The following is an 18,405-nucleotide window of genomic DNA, read 5'->3' as shown; positions in this document are numbered from 1 at the left end:
GAGCGATGCGCCTAGTATCGCCGAGCCCGACTGCCGACAGGTGAGGATGCTGCCATGAGCGATTCAGGCTCAATCCCACGCGATTGCGGCCGATAGGTCTAGGCTGCACCTACGCTGTTCGATGACCTGACGCCATGACCACGCTTCCTGTCTGCAATGCCTGCCGCGACGGCCAGGACTTCCCCACCGCGATCACCATGGCCTTCCAGCCCATCGTGGACGTGTCCACCCGCAGCATCTACGCAGGCGAGGCGCTGGTGCGCGGCATCAACGGCGAGTCGGCCGGCAGCATCCTGGCCGCAGTGGATGAGCGCAATCGCTACGCATTCGACCAGGCCTGCCGCATCAAGGCCATCGAATGCGCTGTGCAGATTGGCTTGCCGGCGCTGCTGTCGATCAACTTCATGCCCAACGCGGTCTATAACCCCGAGCATTGCCTGCGCGCCACGCTGTCGGCCACTGCGCAATACGGTTGGCCGCTCGACGCCATCATCTTCGAGGTCAGCGAACAGGAACATCTCACCGATCCGGCGCATCTGCTCGGCATCCTGCGCACCTATCAGGCGCGCGGCATGAAAACGGCCATCGACGACTTCGGCGCCGGCTACGCCGGGCTCGGCCTGCTGGCCGAGTTCCAGCCGGATCTGCTCAAGCTGGACATCGCCCTGGTCCGCGGTATCGACACCGACCGCAGCCGCCAGGCCATCGTGCGCCACGTGACGCGCATGTGCGAAGAACTCGGCATCGCCGTCATTGCCGAAGGCATCGAACAACCCGATCAATACCGCACCCTGCGCGACCTGGGCATCCACCTGCAGCAAGGCTATCTGTTCGCCAGACCACAGATCGGCGAGCTGCCGAAGGTGCATTGGCCGCAGTAAGCTCACGCTTGTGCGTATGAACTAAGCAACTCAGCGCACCTAGCAGCAGGCGCCACTCGCCGTAACAGACCCACAACATCCGAACACAGCGGCAATGAAACGTGCGGAAGCCGCTCTTACGATTCCCTAATCCCGACTCCCGATTCCCGATTCCCGGCCGCCTCGCAAGCCAGCAGCGACCGCCGAACACCACGGGGCGCCGCTCACACATACCGCGGAATCGGCCCCAGCTGCGGCGTCTGATCCGGCAGCTCCACTTCCACTTCGTCCACGTAGCACCAGCCCCAGCCTTCAGGCGGGTCGTAGCCTTCGATGATGGGGTGGCCGGTGGCGTGGTGATGCGCGGTGGCGTGGCGGTGGGGCGAATCGTCGCAACACCCGACATGGCCGCAGCTGCGGCACAGGCGCAGATGCACCCAGACGCCGTCGATGGCCAGGCACTCCTCGCAGCCACGCGCACTGGGAGTGACTGCATGGATTTGATCAGTATGGCGGCAGTGCTGGCTCATGCGCTGGTCGACTCCTGGGTGGCGCTGGCAAGTTCGGAGACCGGCACCGGGTTGGCCTGATGGGCGAGGTACTGATGGATCTGCGCGACCACGGCGGCGCCCTCCCCCACTGCGGCCGCCACGCGCTTGACCGAACCCGCACGCACGTCGCCGATGGCGAACACGCCAGGGCGATTGGTTTCCAGCGGCAGGCACGCCGGTACGCCGTCGCCACGCGCGGTGCCGGTCATGACAAAGCCGCGTTTGTCGGTGTCCACGCAGTCCTGCAGCCAACCGGTGTTGGGATCTGCCCCGACGAACAGGAACAGGTGCCGCAACGCCACGCGCGCGGTTGCACCGTCCTTGCGGGTGCGCAACACCGCGGCCTGCAGGCCGCGCTCGGGGTCGCCTTCCAGCGCGGCCACTTCGGTGCCGGTGTGCAGCTGCACGTTCGGCAACGCGGCGATGCGCTCGATGAGGTATTGCGACATCGAGCTCTCCAGCCCATCGCCCCGAATGATCAGGTGCAGTTCCTTGACCCGCGGCGCCAGGAACGCCACCGCCTGCCCTGCAGAATTGCCGCCGCCCACCAGCGCCACCACGCCGCCTTCGCACAGGCGCGCCTCCACCGGCGAGGCCCAGTACGAGACACCGTGGCCTTCGAAGCGATCCAGGCCCTCGATCTCCGGGCGCCGGTAGCGCGCGCCCGAGGCGATTACCACCGTGCTGGCCAGCAACTGCTTGCCATCGGCAAGATCCAGCTTCAGCGCGCCATCGTCGCGGCCGCATTCCAGCGTGGCCGCTTCGATCGGAATCGCCAGTTCCGCGCCGAATTTCAGCGCCTGGTTGTAGGCGCGCCCGGCCAGCGCCTGCCCGGAAATGCCGGTGGGAAAGCCAAGATAATTTTCGATACGCGCCGAGGCACCGGCCTGCCCGCCGATGGCGCGCTGGTCCAGCACCAGCACCGACAAGCCTTCGGATGCGGCATACACCGCCGTCGCCAGGCCGGCAGGGCCGGCGCCGACAATCGCCACGTCGTAGCGTTTGTCCGGGTCGATGTCCGGCGTCATGCCCAGGCAATGCGCAGCTTCGGCATCGCTGGGCTGGCGCAGCACGCGCCCGCTCGGGCACACCATCACCGGTAGGTCGTGCTCCTGGATACCCAGGCGCTCCACCAACGCGCGGCCTTCGTCGTCGGAGACGTCCATCACCGTGTTGGGGTAGCCGTTGCGGGTCAAAAAGCCCTGCAAACGGGTCAGATGCGGATCGTCAGGCTCGCCGATCAGCACCGAACCCGACGCATCGCCCTCGATCAGCCCAACGCGGCGCAGGATCAAGGCACGCATCACCACTTCGCCCACTTCGGCCGAACTGATCATCAGCGCGCGCAGATGCGCAGTATCGAATGGCAGCGCCAGGCAGCCTTCCGGCCCGGCACGTCCAGCCGCCAGCGACGCGCGCCCGGCCAGCTGACTCACCTCGCCGGTGAACTGGCCGGGCGTGTGCCGGGTGATCGGCTTTTCGTTTCCCAGTCCGTCGCGGCGCACCACTTCGATGGCGCCCTCCAGCACCACCCACACCGGCGCATGGGCATCGCCGACCTCGAACACGGGGTCGCCCGCGTCGAACCGTTGCGCCGGCCCACTGGCAAAGCGCCGGGTGATCGACAATTGGCCCGCGTCCAGCTCGGGAAACATCTGATGGTGGCGGGTCTGGTCCAAAGACATGGAGGGGCGACGCGGCTAGGGGATCACATGCAAGCATGGGCAGTGGTGATGGCAATGGCAATCACCCGAAATGGTCACTGAAGGCCACGACAGCGCGCAGACGCCAGGCACGCGTAGGCGAGCGAGCGCTGCTGCCGGTCAGGCGCACGCAGCTGCTGTAAAGATCGCATGCACCCAGCATGCGGGACATCCAGCACAAAAATAACCTAGCGAGCAGCCCTCAGGCCGGGGGCGAACCGCACATGGCAAACGCAGTGCGGTGCATCCAGCACGAAGCAACGGCCGTGCGTCTCAGGCAGCAGCACAGGCGGTTTGCAAGCTGCCAATCAATCGAGCCCAAGCCTGTGCCTTACGATCGCACAGGCTCCCAGTGTGGCCCATGTTGCCCGGCCGCCATGCGCTGGGCCGGGCGCACGCGAAACACCACACTGATGCGCTCGCCCACCGCGCGCGCGGTCTTGGCAATGCCGTGCGCGTGCGTGTGTTGCGAGGCGTGGCTCATCGCCAGCAGGCTCCCCGGCGCCAGCTCCAGCGCAACCGCCCGCGTGCTGCCGTCCCTGGCGCGCAGTTGCATCCGGCGCGGTGCACCCAGCGACAGCAGCGCGATCGGGTGCGGTGCCACCAGCGTGTGCAATGCGTCGTGATGCATTGCCACGCTGTCGCGCCCATCGCGGTACAGATTCAAACCTACCGCGTTGTATGGCGCCGGGAGCACCGCCTGCACCGCATCGAGCAAGCGCTGCAGCGGCAATCCCGCAGGCCATGCATCATCCAACCGATACGAGGCCAGCAAGCGCGGTACGTCCACGACCCGTTCGTACATTTCGCGGCGCTGGCTGCGCCAATCGGCGCCATCGCGCAATGCGTCGAACGCCTCCTGCGCAAGTGCGGGCGGCAACAGCTGCGGCCAGTAGCGCACGCCGCCTTGCTGGTCGTGCAGCACCTGCAGCGGTGCGATGGGAGCGTTGAACAGATCCATCGGCGCGATATGCGGGCGCCTGCCGCCGATTTCAGCGCCACGCTGTCATCACGCGTGGCGCCAGCCCGACCAGTTCAGCTTCACGCTACGGTACGCAAAGCGCCGCACCGTGTTCACGCACGACGATCAAGCATGCCTGCTCGTTTTCGTGGAGACATCGCATGCATCGCACCCCTCCTGCCCACGTGGTGATTTCCGGCGCGTCCAGCGGCATCGGCCAAGCCACTGCAGAAGCATTCGCCGAACAAGGCGCGCGCCTGGTGCTGGCTGCACGCGGCGAAGAAGCCCTCAATGCGGTTGCCGAACGCTGCCGTGCGCGCGGTGCCGAAGTCTTGGTGGTGCCCACCGACGTCAAACAGGCCGAACAGGTCAAGGCACTGGCCACCAGCGCGCAGAGTTTTCTGGGCCGCATCGACCTGTGGTTCGGCAATGTCGGGGTGGGCACGGTCGGCAAATTCCACGAGGTACCGATGGAAGCAAGCGCGGCCGTCATCCACGCCAATCTGCTCGGTCGCATGCACGACGCCCATGCCGCCATCCCCATCTTCGTCGAACAAGGCCACGGCATCTTCGTCAACATGATCTCTTCGGGCGGCTTTGCATCCACGCCGTTTGCAGCGGCGTACGGCGCCAGCAAATTCGGCCAGCGCGGCTTTTCCGAAGCGTTACGCGCCGAGCTGAGCGACTACCCGCATATCCACGTGTGCGATGTGTACCCGTACTTCGTCGACACGCCAGGCCTGACCCATGGCGCCAATTACGTGGGCCGCCGCATCAGCGGGCCGCCGTTGATGCTGGACACCCGCACCGTCGCGGCAGCTGTCGTGCGCCTGCTGGACCGGCCACGCAACACGGTGGTGTTGGGCACCGCCGTCCATGCGATGCGCCTAGGTCATGCGCTGGCACCGCAGACCCTGGCGCGCGCCATGTACCGTATTTTCAAGCGGTATTTTGCGCAAGCACCACAGGTGGCGCGATCCAGCGGCAATGTGTTCGCAGCGCCCGGCATTGCCGGCGGCATCGACGGTGGCTACCGGCGGCGCCCCACGTTGCGGGCACGCTCTGCGCGCGACAAGATGTTGATCGGTGCGGCCGCTGCAGCAGTCACGGGTTTGGCAGTGCTGGCTTTACGACGCAAGTGAGTCGCTGAAGTCTGCAATGCCGTGCCGACAATTGCGCGTTTGCCGGCGATTTCCAGACGCTGCGGCAACGCGGGAAAGTAGACCAGCCTCAATGCGACACCACCGCAGCAAGCGCGTGCGCCGCCGTGCATGCCGATCGGCACACATCGTGACGCCGTGAGTGATCAGCGAACCCAACCATGGCCGCGAGGGCCATCGCACCCTCCAAGAGTGGCTAACAAAACGTAGCGCGCAGCCGTCGGGTGGGCGCGGAAGGCGCGCTCATCACCGCAGTGTCCGCGTGGTGTATGCCGATTCCGGGCACCGGCCGCGCCCGCCTGGCGGCTACGCAATGGCTTTTGTTAGCGGCTCCAGGGTGTAGCGCGCCCACGCAGCTGTGCTACGGTCCGGCGCTGCATCCGCCTGGAGCAATCTGCATGTCGCCTCGCTTGATCGCCCCGCGTCGGGCCCGTTGGCTGGCAGTGCTTGCCGCTGTCGTCGCAGTTTTCGGCAACGCTGCGCCGCGCACGCCTGCAGCTGCCTTCGACGCGGTAGACCCGTTCATCGGCACCGGCGGCGAAGGCCATACCTATCCTGGCGCCACGGTGCCATTCGGTATGGTGCAGCTGAGCCCGGATACGCAAATCAAGCCGCGCAAGGACGCCTACGGCTGGGCGGCCGGCTACCGGCACAGCGACACCACCATCGTCGGGTTCTCGCACACGCATTTTTCCGGTTCCGGGCATTCGGATCTGGGCGACATCCTGCTGATGCCGCAAGCTGGCGCCATCAAGTTGGAACGCGGCGATGCCAGCAAGCCGGGCAGCGGCTATACCGCGCAGTTCGACCACACCAGCGAACAGGCGCAGCCCGGCTATTACGCAGTGACCCTGAAGGACCGCAACATCCGCGCCGAACTCACTGCCAGCGCGCGTGTGGGCGTGCACCGCTACCAGTTTCCGAAAGGCACGCCGGCGCATGTGCTGGTCGACCTGCGCACCAGCCTGTACGACTACCCCGGCAAGGTGCAGTGGTCGCGGCTGCGGGTGCGCAGCGATGGCACGGTGACCGGCTTTCGCGAAACGCGCGGTTGGGCGCCCGGCCGGCAGCTGTATTTCGCCATGCGCTTCTCGCGCCCGCTCACTGCCACGCAACTCCACGACACCGAACAGGACATCCCCTACAAGGGGTTCCCACCGCCGGGCGAAAAGAATCCTGCACAGCGCGCGCAGATTGAAGGCCGGCAACTGGTCGGCGTATTCGATGTCACCAACGACGGCACGCCGCTGGTGGTGAAGGTGGCGCTCTCGCCAGTCAGCGAGGCCGGTGCCATCGCCAACCTCGATGCCGAAATGCCCGGCTTCGATTTCGATCGCGTACGCGCCGATGCACGCGCGCAATGGACGCAGGCGCTGTCGGCGATCGATGCACAAGGCACCACGCAACAGCGCACCCAGCTCTACACCGCGCTGTATCACACCCTGCTGGGGCCAACGCTGTTCATGGACAGCGACGGCCGCTACCGCGGGCCAGACAATGCGGTGCATCAAGCAACTGGCTGGACCAACTATTCCACCTTCTCGCTGTGGGACACCTACCGCGCCCTGCATCCGCTGCTCACCCTGGTGCAGCCGGCACAACGCAGCAGCGACGTGGTCAATTCGCTGCTCGCCTCGCGTCGCCAAAGCGCCTACGGCATCCTGCCGGTATGGGCATTCCACGGCCTGGAAACCTGGTGCATGATCGGCTACCACGCCGTCGCGGTGATTGCCGACGCGTATATGAAAGGCATCGGCGGCTTCGACGCAGAGGAAGCCTTGCAGGCCATGGTCGCCAGCGCCAACTACGGCCCGTACGATGGCATTGCGCAATACCGTGAGCTGGGCTACGTGCCCATCGACGAAGAAGGCGAAGCCGCATCCAAGACGCTGGAATACGCCTTCGACGACTGGACCATCGCGCGCATGGCCGACAAGCTCGGCAAACCCGCCATCGCCGCAGAATTCAGCCAGCGCGCCGGCAACTGGAAGCATGCCTTCGACCCGGCCACCGGCTACATGCGCGCACGCACCCGCGCCGGCACCTTCCGCGAGCCGTTCGACCCGTCTGCCAGTGGCTACGGCAGCGACTACACCGAAGGCAACGCGTGGCAATACTCCTGGTACGTGCCGCAGGACGTGGCCGGGCTGGCTGCCGCGCATGGCGGCGACGACACATTGCTTGCCCGGCTGGATGCGGTGTTCGATGCCAAGGTGGACCCGAAGATCTTTGAGCACATGGAAGACATCACCGGCCTGATCGGCTGGTACGCGCACGGCAACGAACCCAGCCACCACGTTGCCTATCTGTATGCGTACGCAGGCCAACCGTGGCGCACGCAGGCGCGCCTGACCCAGATCATGCGCAGCCAGTATCACGCAGGGCCCGAGGGCCTGGCCGGCAACGACGACCTCGGCCAGATGTCGGCCTGGTACGTGTTCACCACGCTGGGCTTCTATCCGGTGGCGCCCGGCAGCAATCAATACATCATCGGCCGCCCGTTCCTGCCGCGCGCTACGCTCAACCTGCCCAATGGGAAGCGTTTCGCGATCATCGCCGAGGGCTTGAGCGATGCACGCAGCTACGTCGGCAGCGTCACGCTCAACGGCACACCGTTGACCCACGCTTACGTGACACACGAACAAATCCAGGCTGGCGGTGAATTGCGTTTCCGCATGCAGGCGAAACCGAATCAGCAGTGGGCCACCGACCCAGCGCAGCGGCCGTATTCGATGTCGGCGCAGCTGCAATGATCCAACGCAATTGCAAGATGTAGCGGCCGATGATCCTGTAGCGATGCAACCCCGCAGCAAATGCGGTGTCTGCGCGACCCCGAGCTAACGTTCGCTAGGTTTCGGTCGCGGCATTGGCAGTGGCACTCGCTTTCTGACTCGGTAGCAGATCCGCATGCGCAAGCCGCACGCAGCGCGTTCCACCACCGCTGCCATGTCGCCAGCAGTGCCAGCGCCGTCGATTCCTGCATGACGCACGCGCTTGTCTGCCGTCAGTTTCTGAATGCGACGTTTTCAAAGCCGAGGTGATCGCACGGCGTGCACCGCCGTCACGCATTCACATGATGCACAACTTTCGTTCACTGATACGCATCGCCTCGCTTTCCACACTCCCCGTCATCGGTACGCACAATGACTGCGTGCCTGCCCTTCCCCCAATGCAGGAGAGCGTGCATGTCCGGCAGCAAGAATCAGTACGAAATGCAGAACCCGTTGACCCAGTTTCCGCAGCCGCAATTTCCGCACCAAACCCAGCAGGCTCCGGGCACCATCCACGAACTGCAGCCCAAGGCAGACCATGGCGAGCACAGCTACAAGGGCTTTGGTCGTCTGCAGGGCCGCAAGGCCCTGATCACCGGCGCAGATTCCGGCATCGGGCGCGCCACCGCCATTGCCTTTGCACGCGAAGGTGCGGATATCGTGCTCAATTACCTGCCTGAAGAAGAACAGGACGCAGCCGAAGTGGTGCAGCTGATCCAGGCAGAAGGGCGCAAAGCCATCAGCGTCCCGGGTGACCTCAAGAACGAGGCGTTTTGCACCGAACTGGTGGACCGTGCAGTGAAAGAGCTCGGCGGACTGGATGTCCTGGTCAATATCGCGGGCAAACAGACCGCCGTGAAAGACATCGCAGACATCACGACCGAGCAGTTCGACGCCACCTACAAGACCAACGTCTATGCGATGTTCTGGCTGTGCAAGGCCGCCATCCCGCATTTGCCGCCGGGCGCATCCATCATCAACACCGGCTCGATCCAGTCGTACCAGCCCTCGCCGACGCTGCTCGACTACGCCTCCACCAAGGCGGCCATCGTCAACTTCACCAAGGGCCTGGCGCAGCAAGTCGCCGAGAAGGGGATCCGCGTCAACGCAGTCGCGCCCGGACCGGTGTGGACGCCGCTGCAGCCCAGCGGTGGTCAGCCGCCGGAAAAGATTCCCGATTTCGGCTCGGAGACGCCGCTCAAGCGCGCCGGCCAGCCGGTAGAAATGGCGCCGCTGTATGTGATTCTGGCATCGCAGGAATCGAGCTACGTCACCGGCGAAGTGTTCGGTGCCACCGGCGGCCTGCTGTTGTCTTGAGCCGTCCCGGCGCCGAGTTTCAGCGTGATGCCACCGGCACCTTGCCAATCGCCGCTTATGCGGCGATTGGCGACGGGCGCTCGGTGGCGTTATGCGGTGCCGATGGCAGCATCGATTGGTGGTGCGTGCCGAAGATGGACTCGCCGCCGTTGTTCGATCGCCTGTTGGATGCAGGCGAAGGCGGCTATTTCGCCCTCACGCCGCAACAGCTGCAGCAGGTACAGCGCCGATACCGCGATGGCAGCAATATTCTCGAAACGACCTTCAGCACCGCAACCGGCAGCGCACGTCTGACCGAGTCGCTCAACAGCGGCGAAGCCGGCCGGCTGCCGTGGTCGGAACTTGCGCGACGCATCGAAGGTCTCGAAGGCCGCGTTGTCTTCGACCTGATCTACCGCCCCGGCACACGTGCCGGAGAAGCCACTCCCTGGCAAAGCGAGACGCCGAACGGCCGTGTGCATCACGTCGGCCCGCTCATGACCATGCTGCGCTACGACACGGAGGCAGCGCAGCTGGTGCACTGCGACGACCGCGGTGTGCACGCCACGCTGGCGATCCGCGCAGGCGACACACAGGTCGTTGCGTTGCTGGCCGCCGAAGAAGATGCGCTCCCGGTGCCCGCCCTGGAAGACATCGGTGGGCGCATCGAGCGCAGCGACCAGGAGTGGCGCGAGTGGAGCGGCAACCTGTCTTACGCCAACAGTTACCACGATGCGGTCGTGCGCTCTGCGCTGGCGCTCAAGTTCCTGTGGTTTTCGCCTACCGGCGCCATCGCCGCTGCGGTCACCACGTCATTGCCGGAGCAGATTGGCGCAAATGGCAATTGGGATTATCGCTATGCCTGGGTCCGCGATGCCGCCTACACCACCAAGGCCTTCCTGCGCGTGGGCGCATTGGCCGATGCCAAGGCCGCGTTTAGCTGGTTGATGCGCACCATCCGCCAGCATCGGCCTGGCGTGCGCCCCTGCTACACCCTGGATGGCGCGTTGGTGCCGGACGAACGCGAGATCGACATTCCCGGTTATTGCAATACGCGCCCGGTGCGGGTTGGCAACACCGCCAACAACCAGCTGCAGCTGTGCCTGTACGGCGATATCTTCGAAATGGCCGCACGCTTTCTCGATGCCGGGCACATCCTGGACCAGGAAACCGCACGCCAGTTGTTCGAGCTCGGCAACGAATGCGCCAACACCTGGATGCGCAAGGACGCCGGCTTCTGGGAACTGGAAACCGCCGAGCATTACACCATGTCCAAAGTGGAATGCTGGCTGGCGCTACGCCGCGCCAGCGAGCTGGCCAAGGCCGGCCATCTCTCCACCGCGATGCTGCCACGCTGGGAACGCGAACAGGCGCGGATTCTCGAATGGATCGACATGCACTGCTGGTCCGACGCCAAGCAGGCTTACACCTTCTACGCGGGCACCGACGACCTGGACGCAAGCCTGCTGTTGGCCTCGCGCTTTGGGCTGGGCGGGCCGCGCCGCCAGCGCATGATCGCCACCCGCGATGCCATTGCCTCAGAACTTGGCAGCGACGCATTGCTGCACCGCTACAGCGGCATGCAACAACGCGAAGGCGCATTTATTGCCTGCTCGTTCTGGCTGGTGGAAGCCTATGGCCTGCTCGGCGAGCGTGCTGAAGCCAGGCGCTTGTTCGAACAGTTGCTGGAACAGCTGGGCAACGATGTCGCGCTGATGCCGCAGATGCTGGACACGAGCACGGGCGCCGCGCTGGGCAACGTCCCGCAAGGCTTGAGCCACCTTGCGCTGATCCACGCGGCGCTGGCCGTGGATGGCGAATAAGCGAAGCGCAGCATCTGTCGCCTTCACCAGGCTGTTATCGCCGCAAACTCCTTCTCCCATCGGCAGAAGGAGCACGCTCGGTGGATGCAGCTGCGCCAGAACGCAGCTCAACCAAGTGCGTCGATTCGTTTACTGCGCCAGTACCACGGTCTGGATCGCATGCGCCGGAATCTCCAACGTGCTGGATGCCTCGCCCACATACAGGTTGTAAGCAATCGCAGCGTCGCTGGCATTCATGACCACCATGGCCAGGCTGCCATCGGTGTTGAGAAACGCGGTGGTTGCCAGATTGCTACGGCTGCTGGCTGCGCTGACCCGTCGTGCACCCGGCCGGATGAATTTGGAAAAGTGGCCGATATACCAATAGCTCGGCGTGTAGATCACCTCGCCCGTGCGCGTATCGGCATGTACCGGCGCAAAGCAATAATTGCCCACGTGGTTCGGCCCACCGTGTTGGTCGAGCAGAATGTTCCAGTCCGTCCAGCCCACTGCGCCATGATTGAGGTCGTTGATGATGGCCGTGCCGTAGCGCTCGCCATTGGGCCAATACTGCAACTTGGCCGGGTCGAACTTTTCCACCGCCGCTTCGGTCAACAGCAAGTGCTTGTCCGGGTACGCCTGCGCCACTGCCGCCACGTTCTCCACCATCGGCTCGAATCCGGCCCAGGTTTCATACCAATGAAAGCCCATGCCCCACGCATATTTCGCCGCCTCCGGATCGTCGAAGATCACATGCGCGCGGTGCACCATCATGTCGCGGTTGTGGTCCCACACGATGATCTTACGATCGCCGTAGCCGGCGCTGGCCATGGTGGGCCCGAGATGATGCTTCAAAAAGTCGCGTTCTTCCTCGGCCGAAAACAGCATCGACTCCCAGGTCTGCACCGCCATCGGCTCGTTCTGCAGGCTGATGCCCCAGATCGGGATGCCCGCTTTTTCGTATGCCGCGATAAAGCGCGTGTAGTAGCTTGCCCAGGCCTGCGCGTAGTCGGGCAATAGCTTGCCGCCCTTGAGCATGGTCTTGCTGTCTTTCATGAAGGCCGGCGCGCTCCATGGGCTGGCAAACGTGGTGAGCTTGCCGCCGGCCGCCGCAATCGCCTGGCGCAACATCGGGATGCGGTATTTGGCATCGTGCTTGACCGAAAAGCTCTTCAGCGCCACATCGCCCTCCTTGATGTAGGTGTAGCTACCGCTACTGAAATCCGAGCTATGGATGGTGGTGCGCGCCAGCGTGTAGCCGATGCCCTGTTGCCGATCGTAGTAGGCCGTGAGCAACGCACGTTGCGTACGCTTGGGCAGCTTGGCAAAGGTCTCTGCGCTGGAATCGGTGATCGCGCCACCGATACCCAGCACCTGCTGAAACTGCCGCTGCGGATTGACGAAGATGGAGTTTTCTTTTTCGGTCAATGCATGGCCGGCGACAGGAGCGGCCGCCGTGCTGGCGCGCATTTGTTGCGTGGCGCCTTGAGAGCTGGTGTAGATACGCAACGCGCCATCGTTGTTCGTCGCTGGTAGGCTGGCATCTGATGCTGCCGGAGCTGCCGCGTGTGCCATGGCCGCCGTTGCGGCGCTCGCGCTGCTCGCCGTGCCCAGCCCCATCCCCAGCATTCCCACCACCGACCACGTCATCGCTCGCTTCACCGCGCACCCTCCCAGGTAGATCGCGCAAGCCTAACCGACCAACGCGCCGCAACATCGCCTTCCAAACGAGCGCAAGCGCGAATCGAGCTTCCCTTCTCCCTCCGGGACATCGTTCCCCTTGATGGGAGAGAAGGTGGCGCGCAGGGCCGGATGAGGGTGCGTGTACACGTGGCGATGCCGGCAGCGCGTGATGCATCACAAACTGCAGGAAATACAAAACTTCAATCTGCACCAATCCCAGCAACAGCACCCTCACCCCAGCCCCTCTCCCGCGGGGAGAGGGGCGTGATCACCTACGCGACAAGCGATCCAGGATGCCTGGCACTTCCGGCGGGATCTCGCGCGCCAAGAAGCCCACCGTGCCGATGCGCTTTGCCAGTTGCTTGCCCGCCGCCGCATGCACGAACACGCCCCACAGCGCAGCGGTCAATGCATCGCTGCCCCGTGCAGCGAACCCTGCGATAAATCCGGCCAAGGTGTCGCCAGAGCCCGACGTGCCCAACCCAGGCACGCCGCCGCGATGCACCCACAACGCCCCGTCCGGCCCGGCGATGAAGCTGTCCGCGCCCTTGACGATCACCACGCTGCGCATCTTCCGCGCGAAGGTCAGCGCATACTCGCCGGGCGCCGCTTCCACTGCAGCCTTGTCGTCGCCGGCGAGCGTTGCCATTTCGCCGGCATGCGGCGTCAGGACGAATGGGCGCCCGGGCGGCGCACGCAGGCTGCGCGACAATGCACCGGCGTCCAGCACCAAGGTACAGACGGCCTTTGCAGCGGCCAGCCTGACCAGCGCCGTTGTCGTTGTGGTCGACGCCATGCCCGGCCCGATCACGGCGGCGTCGCAGGCTGCCAGCGCCGCATCCAACGCACGGTGCCCGCGCGTGATCTCGCCCTGCCCGTTCTGCCCCAGCCCCAGCACCAATGCCTCGGGCACCGCCAGGGCCATGGCCGGCGCCACGCTGGCAGCGGTGGCGATCTGCAATTTGCCGGCGCCCGCGCGCAATGCAGCTTCTCCGGCCAGCAATGCCGCACCGGGCACGCGCATCGAGCCACCCACCACCAACACGCGCCCCCGCTGCTCCTTGTCGCCGCCGGGCGATGGCAGCGGCATCGCACGCAATGCAGCAGCGCTCAGCGTGCGAAGGCGTGCGGCAGCCATCAGCGCGCTCCGGCCGGGCGGTCGGATTCGGTGGTTACCGGCTCATCGGCCAGCTCTGGCGGTACGAACTTGGTGCGCACCAACTGCAACGATTGGCCATCGGCCGCGGCCGCATATTCGGTGACGCCACAATTGGGCACATCGCCTTCGCGGTCGATGGCCAGGATGGTGGCCTCGTCCATCCGCTCGATCAGGTAACGGAAGCAATTGACGATCACCTGGTGCCCCACGATCAGCACGCGCGCCCCCACATGGTTGCGCTGCAGGTCGCCCACGATGCTGCGCAACCGAAAGATCACATCGCACCAGCTCTCGCCACCAGGCGGGCGAAAATAGAACTTGCCCACCAGCTTGCGCTGCTCGGCCAGCTCCGGAAACGTCGCCAGGATGCCGGACGTGGTGTAGCGGTCGAGCACGCCGAATTCCTTCTCGCGCAGCCGCTCGTCCACGCTGACCGCATCGGCCGGCCGGCCGAGCGCACGCGCAACCGCGGCGGCGGTCTGCCGCGCACGCACATAGGTCGAACTCAGGATCAAGGTCGGCCGCTCGTGTTCGGGGAGCCCAGCCATCCACGCGCCCAAGGCTTCGGCCTGGCGCTCGCCCAGCGCCGAGAGCGGCACGTCCGCATCGCGGTGCTCCAGGTCGATCAACGTCGCGCCATTGGACTCGGCCACATCGCGCGCCACGTTGCCTGCGCTTTGCCCATGCCGCACCACCCACAGGCGCGCCGGCCACTGCGCCGACACCCCTGCAACCGCACTGTGCTCACTCACACCCGTCTCCTGCATCACGTCGGCACCACGTGTCGCACAGCCGCCGTGAACGGGTGGTCGACCATGCGTGCGGCCATGCGCCGCCGCGCCACCGGTGTCATGCATGAGCCCGCACACGGTGCATGCCGCAGGGAACATGCGCCATGGCACGGACCAGCGCCGCTCCAACGGATGCATAACCCTGGCTCGGTATACTGCAGGCCCCCGCCACGCCGCTCGCCCATGTCCAACGTCCTTCAGCTGCGCACCGCAAAACAGCGCGAAGAGCTCCTGCTAGACGACGTACTGGATGCCGCCGAACGCTGCATCGACGAGATCGGCCTTTCGGCCACCAGCTTCGAACTCATCGCCGAACGCACCCGTCTGTCATGCGGCAGCCTGCTGCAGCGCTTCGAAGACAAGGACGCGCTGGTGCGCGCATTGCTCGAACGCAACTACATGCGCGCCATCCGTCAGATGTGGCTGGTGGAACGCCCGGCCAACGTGCACGTGGTGGACTTCATCGCCGGCCTGCTCGAAGACTGGCTGCTGCAGGAAATCAACATCAAGCGCACCCGCATCGACCTGGAGCTGCACCTGGCCACCCTGCGCGACCCGGTGCTGGCCGCCTTCATGCGCCGGCAGAGCGCATCGCTGATCGAACACCTCAGCGCATTGCTCAAGCGCCTGCTCCGCGGCCACACCGACACCGCCAGCAGCGAACACGAATTCCAGGCCCGCGTCTTCGCCGTCGCTGCCATGTGCGGCGGCCTGCACAGCGTGATGACCAGCGGCATGGAACTCAACCGCATGCATCTGCAGCTGATCCTGCGGGAGAGTTTGTCGGGCATCCTCAAGTCGGCGCCGGTGTAATCCTCGAGCAGCACCGGCTCGGCGATTGCGGGCCGCGCCCCGGCACCTGGCCGGCAGGCGCGCTCAACCTGCCGACGACGTGGATGCCTCTTCCGCTGCACGCGCTCTGGCGGCCTGCAGTAGCCGGGCGACCAGGCCGTACGCATCGTTGCCGGCCCCGCGCGCTGCTCGCCATAGGTCTGGTGGCAGACGGGAACGTTCTACCGTCATGAGGTGCATCAGATCCCTGGCCAAGGCCAGCCGCTCGCCTTCGTCCATGCCAGGCCCAGGAGGATCGGCGTCCAATCTGGTCACCATGTCGACCGCCTGATCCAGGCAGGCCTCGGTGGCTCCCAACTCGCTTGCGCGCTGCGCCTTGGTCGGCACTTCGTACCACCGGCTTTGCGCCTCCACGTAGCGCGCGGCCAACACGTCGGCCAGCCCCATTCCCAGGAATGCGGCCAGCGCTCCCACTGCCTGGTAGCCACTGACTACAGCAAGATTCTTGTAATACAGGTCATCGTTGAAATAGCCGTAGGCCGCCGCTGCAGGCGCCTGGATTGCCGCAAAACCGCCCCATACTGCGGCCCCGACGGCGCCCAAATGGGCCATCGTTCGCCCTAGATTGACGAGGGGGACGCCACGCGGCGTGCCAGGCGCCCTCAGCCGCGCCTCGCGCACGGGGCGCCGCGGCAGGCTCTGGGCCAACTGCGTATTGGCATGCGGGTCGTTGGCCGGTGCAGGCGGGCCGGCATCTGCCACGGTCGCGCCCTCTTGCTGCTCGCGCCTGGCGCCTCGGCGCGTGGCGGACGTCAATGCTAAAGGTCGCATCGTCACTTCTCCGCTATCGTTGCGCGCCATTGTTCCCCAGCGTGATCGGGCATGACGCATCCGGCCGAAAAACCATTGCCGAACACGAAACAAGCGGCACGGAGCTTGCCAAAGTGCGCAGGCGGTGCACGCACGCGCCACGTATCGCTGCAGGCAAACCAGCAGGGTGGCTGGCGATCGTGTTGAACGCGCACGTTGGCCACCACAGCCGGCGCCGATCCCGCCGCGCCAGCGGCCAAGACATGCAGCAGCCGCGCAACTTCGCCCACGCCTGCACTGCTTCGTGCATTGCTCCCTCCGCATGCACCACTGCCTCAATGATGATCAAAGTGACGCAGCCGGCATCGCCGCTGAGTGGCCCCTGGTGCCAGCGGCTCACTCCAGCTGCCGCGTGTTGCAAGCGAACCGCCAGAGCCACCTCCCCTGATCGTTGACCCCACTGTCCTCGACCATGAAACAGATCTCCGGCAACTTCACTCTCCCTTCCACGGCGCTGCGCGCAGACGCAGAGCGCGATGCGCCCGAAACTGCACAGGCGCCCGAACCACACACCCCGCCCCATCCTGTCGCAGACCATCCGCTCAACCTGCTGGAAAAAAGAAGAAGCATCACCGGCGTACTTGCCGACGAACGTAAGCGTCTGGAAGTCGTGGTGCCCCGCCTGCAGGCAGCGTTGGCACCGCACACCTGGTCCTCATCCAGTAGCGACTCGCCAACGACGCCTGTCACCGGCCGCAGCCCCCGTCTGGGCCCGCAACCCGGCTCACCGACCTGGGCCTGTCTGCTGGAGACGCCGGCGCGCCTGTCGGCCCTTGCGGGCGCCGACAGCAGTGACGCATTCCAGAACTTGCGCAACGCACGGCGGCTGGTCAGCGATACGCGTCATGCCCGGCAGCACGTCGTGCTGAGCCCGCGCCTGGTGAAATCGCTGACCAGCCGCTCCGAACGCCCGGACTTGATCCAGAAGCTCTCGGCGTTGAAGCCCGGCGCCCTGGATGTAGACAATGGATTTCTCCACGTAACCCTGGAAACCGGGCACGCAGGCACTGCAGGAACGCTGGACGCCATGCCCACCGTCGGCACCGGCGCATCCGCCTCGACCTACGCGGTGCGGCTGGCCGAAGATCTTTGGCAGGGCGGGCAAAATTGCGGACGCGACTTCATCTTCAAGGCCTTGTTGCGCACCGACCCGCAACGGCCGATCCCGCCGACATTGTGCGACCCTGCCACCGCTGCAGACGCACCGGCGCTGCAGCAACGGATCGCTGCGCGCAAAGCCATGATCTTCCAGGAGTATCAAATGATCAGGTCGGTCGATGCAGTGCCGTATATCGTGCGCGCCCACGGCGTGGTGCAGATCGAACACACCTTCGGCATTTTGCTGGAGAAAATCGACGGCATCAGCGTGCGCAGCATGATTGGCCGCGCACGCACAGCGCTGCAGCAAGGCGCCATCAGCGCAATGGAGTATCTCGGCCTGGCCCGGCAGCTGATGGCCGACGTACTGGTGGGGATCGCCTGCTGCGAAGACGCCGGCATCGTGCATCAGGACATCTCGCACAACAACGTCATGTACGACCAACCCATGAAGATCTTCCGGCTGATCGACATGGGGCTCGGCGCAGAAGAAGGCGACCCTAACCGCGGCGGCACACCGGGCTTCTACGACTTGAGCACCCCTGCCAGGCATGCGCGCGACGTCTACAGCGTGGCGCAATTGCTGGTGCATGTGCTCAAGCGCCCCGACTACAACATGGGCATGATCGGGATCAATCGCGCCAAGACCGCAGACACCTTCCCCTTCATGGATGCGTTGCAGGCTCTCCCGGCCGACCACAAGCGCATTGTGGTCCGCTTCTTCAACAGCATGCTGGACGACGGAACCGGCGAGCGCACCAAGGCAGAGAGACTGCTGCGCGACCCCTTTTTCACCGAACCGCCGCTCCCGCCCCGTGATCGGATGCACCGCACCTACGAAAAACTGAAGCGTTTGCCTTCTTTTTAGCAGCAATTATTTTCAGCAGCGCCCACGGTTACAGGCAAGC

14 protein-coding genes and 1 other RNA gene are annotated in these 18,405 nt (G+C 65.2%); 7 read left to right on the top strand and 8 right to left on the bottom strand.

Translation table 11 applies throughout. The annotated features are described in order from the left end of the window. Positions 1-134: 134 nt before the first annotated feature. Complete coding sequence (locus HLH45_RS10670) at positions 135-881, top strand: EAL domain-containing protein (protein ID WP_008574121.1); 747 nt, start codon at positions 135-137, stop codon at positions 879-881. A gap of 203 nt (positions 882-1,084) precedes the next feature. Here the strand turns inward: HLH45_RS10670 and HLH45_RS10665 are convergent, their stop codons facing one another. The 3 genes from HLH45_RS10665 to HLH45_RS10655 all read right to left on the bottom strand — a co-directional run bounded on the left by HLH45_RS10665 (position 1,085) and on the right by HLH45_RS10655 (position 4,075). Continuing rightward, positions 1,085-1,390 (bottom strand): UBP-type zinc finger domain-containing protein, encoded by a 306-nt coding sequence (locus tag HLH45_RS10665; protein WP_008574123.1) that lies wholly within the window; start codon positions 1,388-1,390, stop codon positions 1,085-1,087. Beyond that, positions 1,387-3,096 carry an FAD-dependent oxidoreductase gene (locus HLH45_RS10660; protein WP_008574125.1) on the bottom strand — a complete coding sequence of 570 codons (1,710 nt, stop codon included), beginning with the start codon at positions 3,094-3,096 and terminating at the stop codon, positions 1,387-1,389. The genes HLH45_RS10665 and HLH45_RS10660 overlap by 4 nt, the downstream gene beginning before the upstream one ends. Before the next feature lie 349 nt (positions 3,097-3,445). Continuing rightward, the gene (locus HLH45_RS10655) at positions 3,446-4,075 is read right to left on the bottom strand and encodes an alpha-ketoglutarate-dependent dioxygenase AlkB (RefSeq protein WP_008574129.1); all 630 of its coding nucleotides are present in this window, start codon (positions 4,073-4,075) and stop codon (positions 3,446-3,448) included. 161 nt (positions 4,076-4,236) lie between these two features. On the opposite strand from HLH45_RS10655, the gene HLH45_RS10650 reads away from it, so the two are divergent. Next, positions 4,237-5,217: an SDR family oxidoreductase gene (locus HLH45_RS10650; protein ID WP_008574131.1), complete on the top strand. Its 981-nt coding sequence runs from the start codon at positions 4,237-4,239 to the stop codon at positions 5,215-5,217. A gap of 212 nt (positions 5,218-5,429) precedes the next feature. Here the strand turns inward: HLH45_RS10650 and HLH45_RS10645 are convergent. Next, positions 5,430-5,506: non-coding RNA, sX9 sRNA (locus HLH45_RS10645), on the bottom strand. Positions 5,507-5,633: 127 nt separating this feature from the next. On the opposite strand from HLH45_RS10645, the gene HLH45_RS10640 reads away from it, so the two are divergent. The 3 genes from HLH45_RS10640 (at position 5,634) to HLH45_RS10630 (ending at position 11,125) form a co-directional block, all read left to right on the top strand. Beyond that, positions 5,634-7,988, top strand: coding sequence for a GH92 family glycosyl hydrolase (locus tag HLH45_RS10640; protein ID WP_008574133.1), 2,355 nt, complete (start codon positions 5,634-5,636; stop codon positions 7,986-7,988). Positions 7,989-8,420: 432 nt separating this feature from the next. Beyond that, on the top strand, positions 8,421-9,323 hold the full coding sequence (locus tag HLH45_RS10635; protein ID WP_008574134.1) for an SDR family oxidoreductase: 903 nt from the start codon (positions 8,421-8,423) through the stop codon (positions 9,321-9,323). After that, positions 9,320-11,125 (top strand): glycoside hydrolase family 15 protein, encoded by a 1,806-nt coding sequence (locus HLH45_RS10630; RefSeq protein ID WP_008574136.1) that lies wholly within the window; start codon positions 9,320-9,322, stop codon positions 11,123-11,125. The genes HLH45_RS10635 and HLH45_RS10630 overlap by 4 nt, the downstream gene beginning before the upstream one ends. 129 nt (positions 11,126-11,254) lie before the next feature. Here HLH45_RS10630 and HLH45_RS10625 read toward each other — a convergent pair whose 3' ends face one another. The 3 genes from HLH45_RS10625 to HLH45_RS10615 all read right to left on the bottom strand — a co-directional run bounded on the left by HLH45_RS10625 (position 11,255) and on the right by HLH45_RS10615 (position 14,713). Further along, positions 11,255-12,733 (bottom strand): glycoside hydrolase family 30 protein, encoded by a 1,479-nt coding sequence (locus HLH45_RS10625; protein WP_033478812.1) that lies wholly within the window; start codon positions 12,731-12,733, stop codon positions 11,255-11,257. Positions 12,734-13,055: 322 nt separating this feature from the next. Next, positions 13,056-13,925: an NAD(P)H-hydrate dehydratase gene (locus HLH45_RS10620; RefSeq protein ID WP_008574139.1), complete on the bottom strand. Its 870-nt coding sequence runs from the start codon at positions 13,923-13,925 to the stop codon at positions 13,056-13,058. Continuing rightward, complete coding sequence (locus HLH45_RS10615; protein WP_033478815.1) at positions 13,925-14,713, bottom strand: histidine phosphatase family protein; 789 nt, start codon at positions 14,711-14,713, stop codon at positions 13,925-13,927. The genes HLH45_RS10620 and HLH45_RS10615 overlap by 1 nt, the downstream gene beginning before the upstream one ends. 207 nt (positions 14,714-14,920) lie before the next feature. On the opposite strand from HLH45_RS10615, the gene HLH45_RS10610 reads away from it, so the two are divergent. Next, positions 14,921-15,550 (top strand): TetR/AcrR family transcriptional regulator, encoded by a 630-nt coding sequence (locus HLH45_RS10610; protein WP_008574141.1) that lies wholly within the window; start codon positions 14,921-14,923, stop codon positions 15,548-15,550. 63 nt (positions 15,551-15,613) lie between these two features. Here HLH45_RS10610 and xopAV read toward each other — a convergent pair whose 3' ends face one another. After that, positions 15,614-16,390, bottom strand: a complete 777-nt coding sequence (gene xopAV, locus HLH45_RS10605) for a type III secretion system effector XopAV (RefSeq protein ID WP_033478813.1) — start codon at positions 16,388-16,390, stop codon at positions 15,614-15,616. Positions 16,391-16,790: 400 nt separating this feature from the next. Here xopAV and xopAU point away from each other — a divergent pair, with 400 nt between their 5' ends. After that, positions 16,791-18,365 (top strand): serine/threonine protein kinase, encoded by a 1,575-nt coding sequence (gene xopAU, locus HLH45_RS10600; RefSeq protein ID WP_033478814.1) that lies wholly within the window; start codon positions 16,791-16,793, stop codon positions 18,363-18,365. Positions 18,366-18,405: the final 40 nt, after the last annotated feature.

The organism is Xanthomonas euvesicatoria, assembly GCF_013112235.1.
GTDB classification, from domain to species: domain Bacteria; phylum Pseudomonadota; class Gammaproteobacteria; order Xanthomonadales; family Xanthomonadaceae; genus Xanthomonas; species Xanthomonas euvesicatoria.
Note: the sequence above shows the minus strand (reverse complement) of the source record. Positions and strands in the feature narration are given on the sequence as shown.

Coding starts and splice junctions, on each gene's coding strand:
- HLH45_RS10615 (WP_033478815.1), bottom strand. CDS start 14,713: ATGCAGGAGACGGGTGTGAGTGAGCACAGTGCGGTTGCAGGGGTGTCG.
- xopAV (WP_033478813.1), bottom strand. CDS start 16,390: ATGGCGCGCAACGATAGCGGAGAAGTGACGATGCGACCTTTAGCATTG.
- HLH45_RS10670 (WP_008574121.1), top strand. CDS start 135: ATGACCACGCTTCCTGTCTGCAATGCCTGCCGCGACGGCCAGGACTTC.
- HLH45_RS10655 (WP_008574129.1), bottom strand. CDS start 4,075: ATGGATCTGTTCAACGCTCCCATCGCACCGCTGCAGGTGCTGCACGAC.
- HLH45_RS10650 (WP_008574131.1), top strand. CDS start 4,237: ATGCATCGCACCCCTCCTGCCCACGTGGTGATTTCCGGCGCGTCCAGC.
- HLH45_RS10620 (WP_008574139.1), bottom strand. CDS start 13,925: ATGGCTGCCGCACGCCTTCGCACGCTGAGCGCTGCTGCATTGCGTGCG.
- HLH45_RS10625 (WP_033478812.1), bottom strand. CDS start 12,733: ATGCTGGGGATGGGGCTGGGCACGGCGAGCAGCGCGAGCGCCGCAACG.
- HLH45_RS10640 (WP_008574133.1), top strand. CDS start 5,634: ATGTCGCCTCGCTTGATCGCCCCGCGTCGGGCCCGTTGGCTGGCAGTG.
- HLH45_RS10610 (WP_008574141.1), top strand. CDS start 14,921: ATGTCCAACGTCCTTCAGCTGCGCACCGCAAAACAGCGCGAAGAGCTC.
- HLH45_RS10635 (WP_008574134.1), top strand. CDS start 8,421: ATGTCCGGCAGCAAGAATCAGTACGAAATGCAGAACCCGTTGACCCAG.
- HLH45_RS10660 (WP_008574125.1), bottom strand. CDS start 3,096: ATGTCTTTGGACCAGACCCGCCACCATCAGATGTTTCCCGAGCTGGAC.
- HLH45_RS10665 (WP_008574123.1), bottom strand. CDS start 1,390: ATGAGCCAGCACTGCCGCCATACTGATCAAATCCATGCAGTCACTCCC.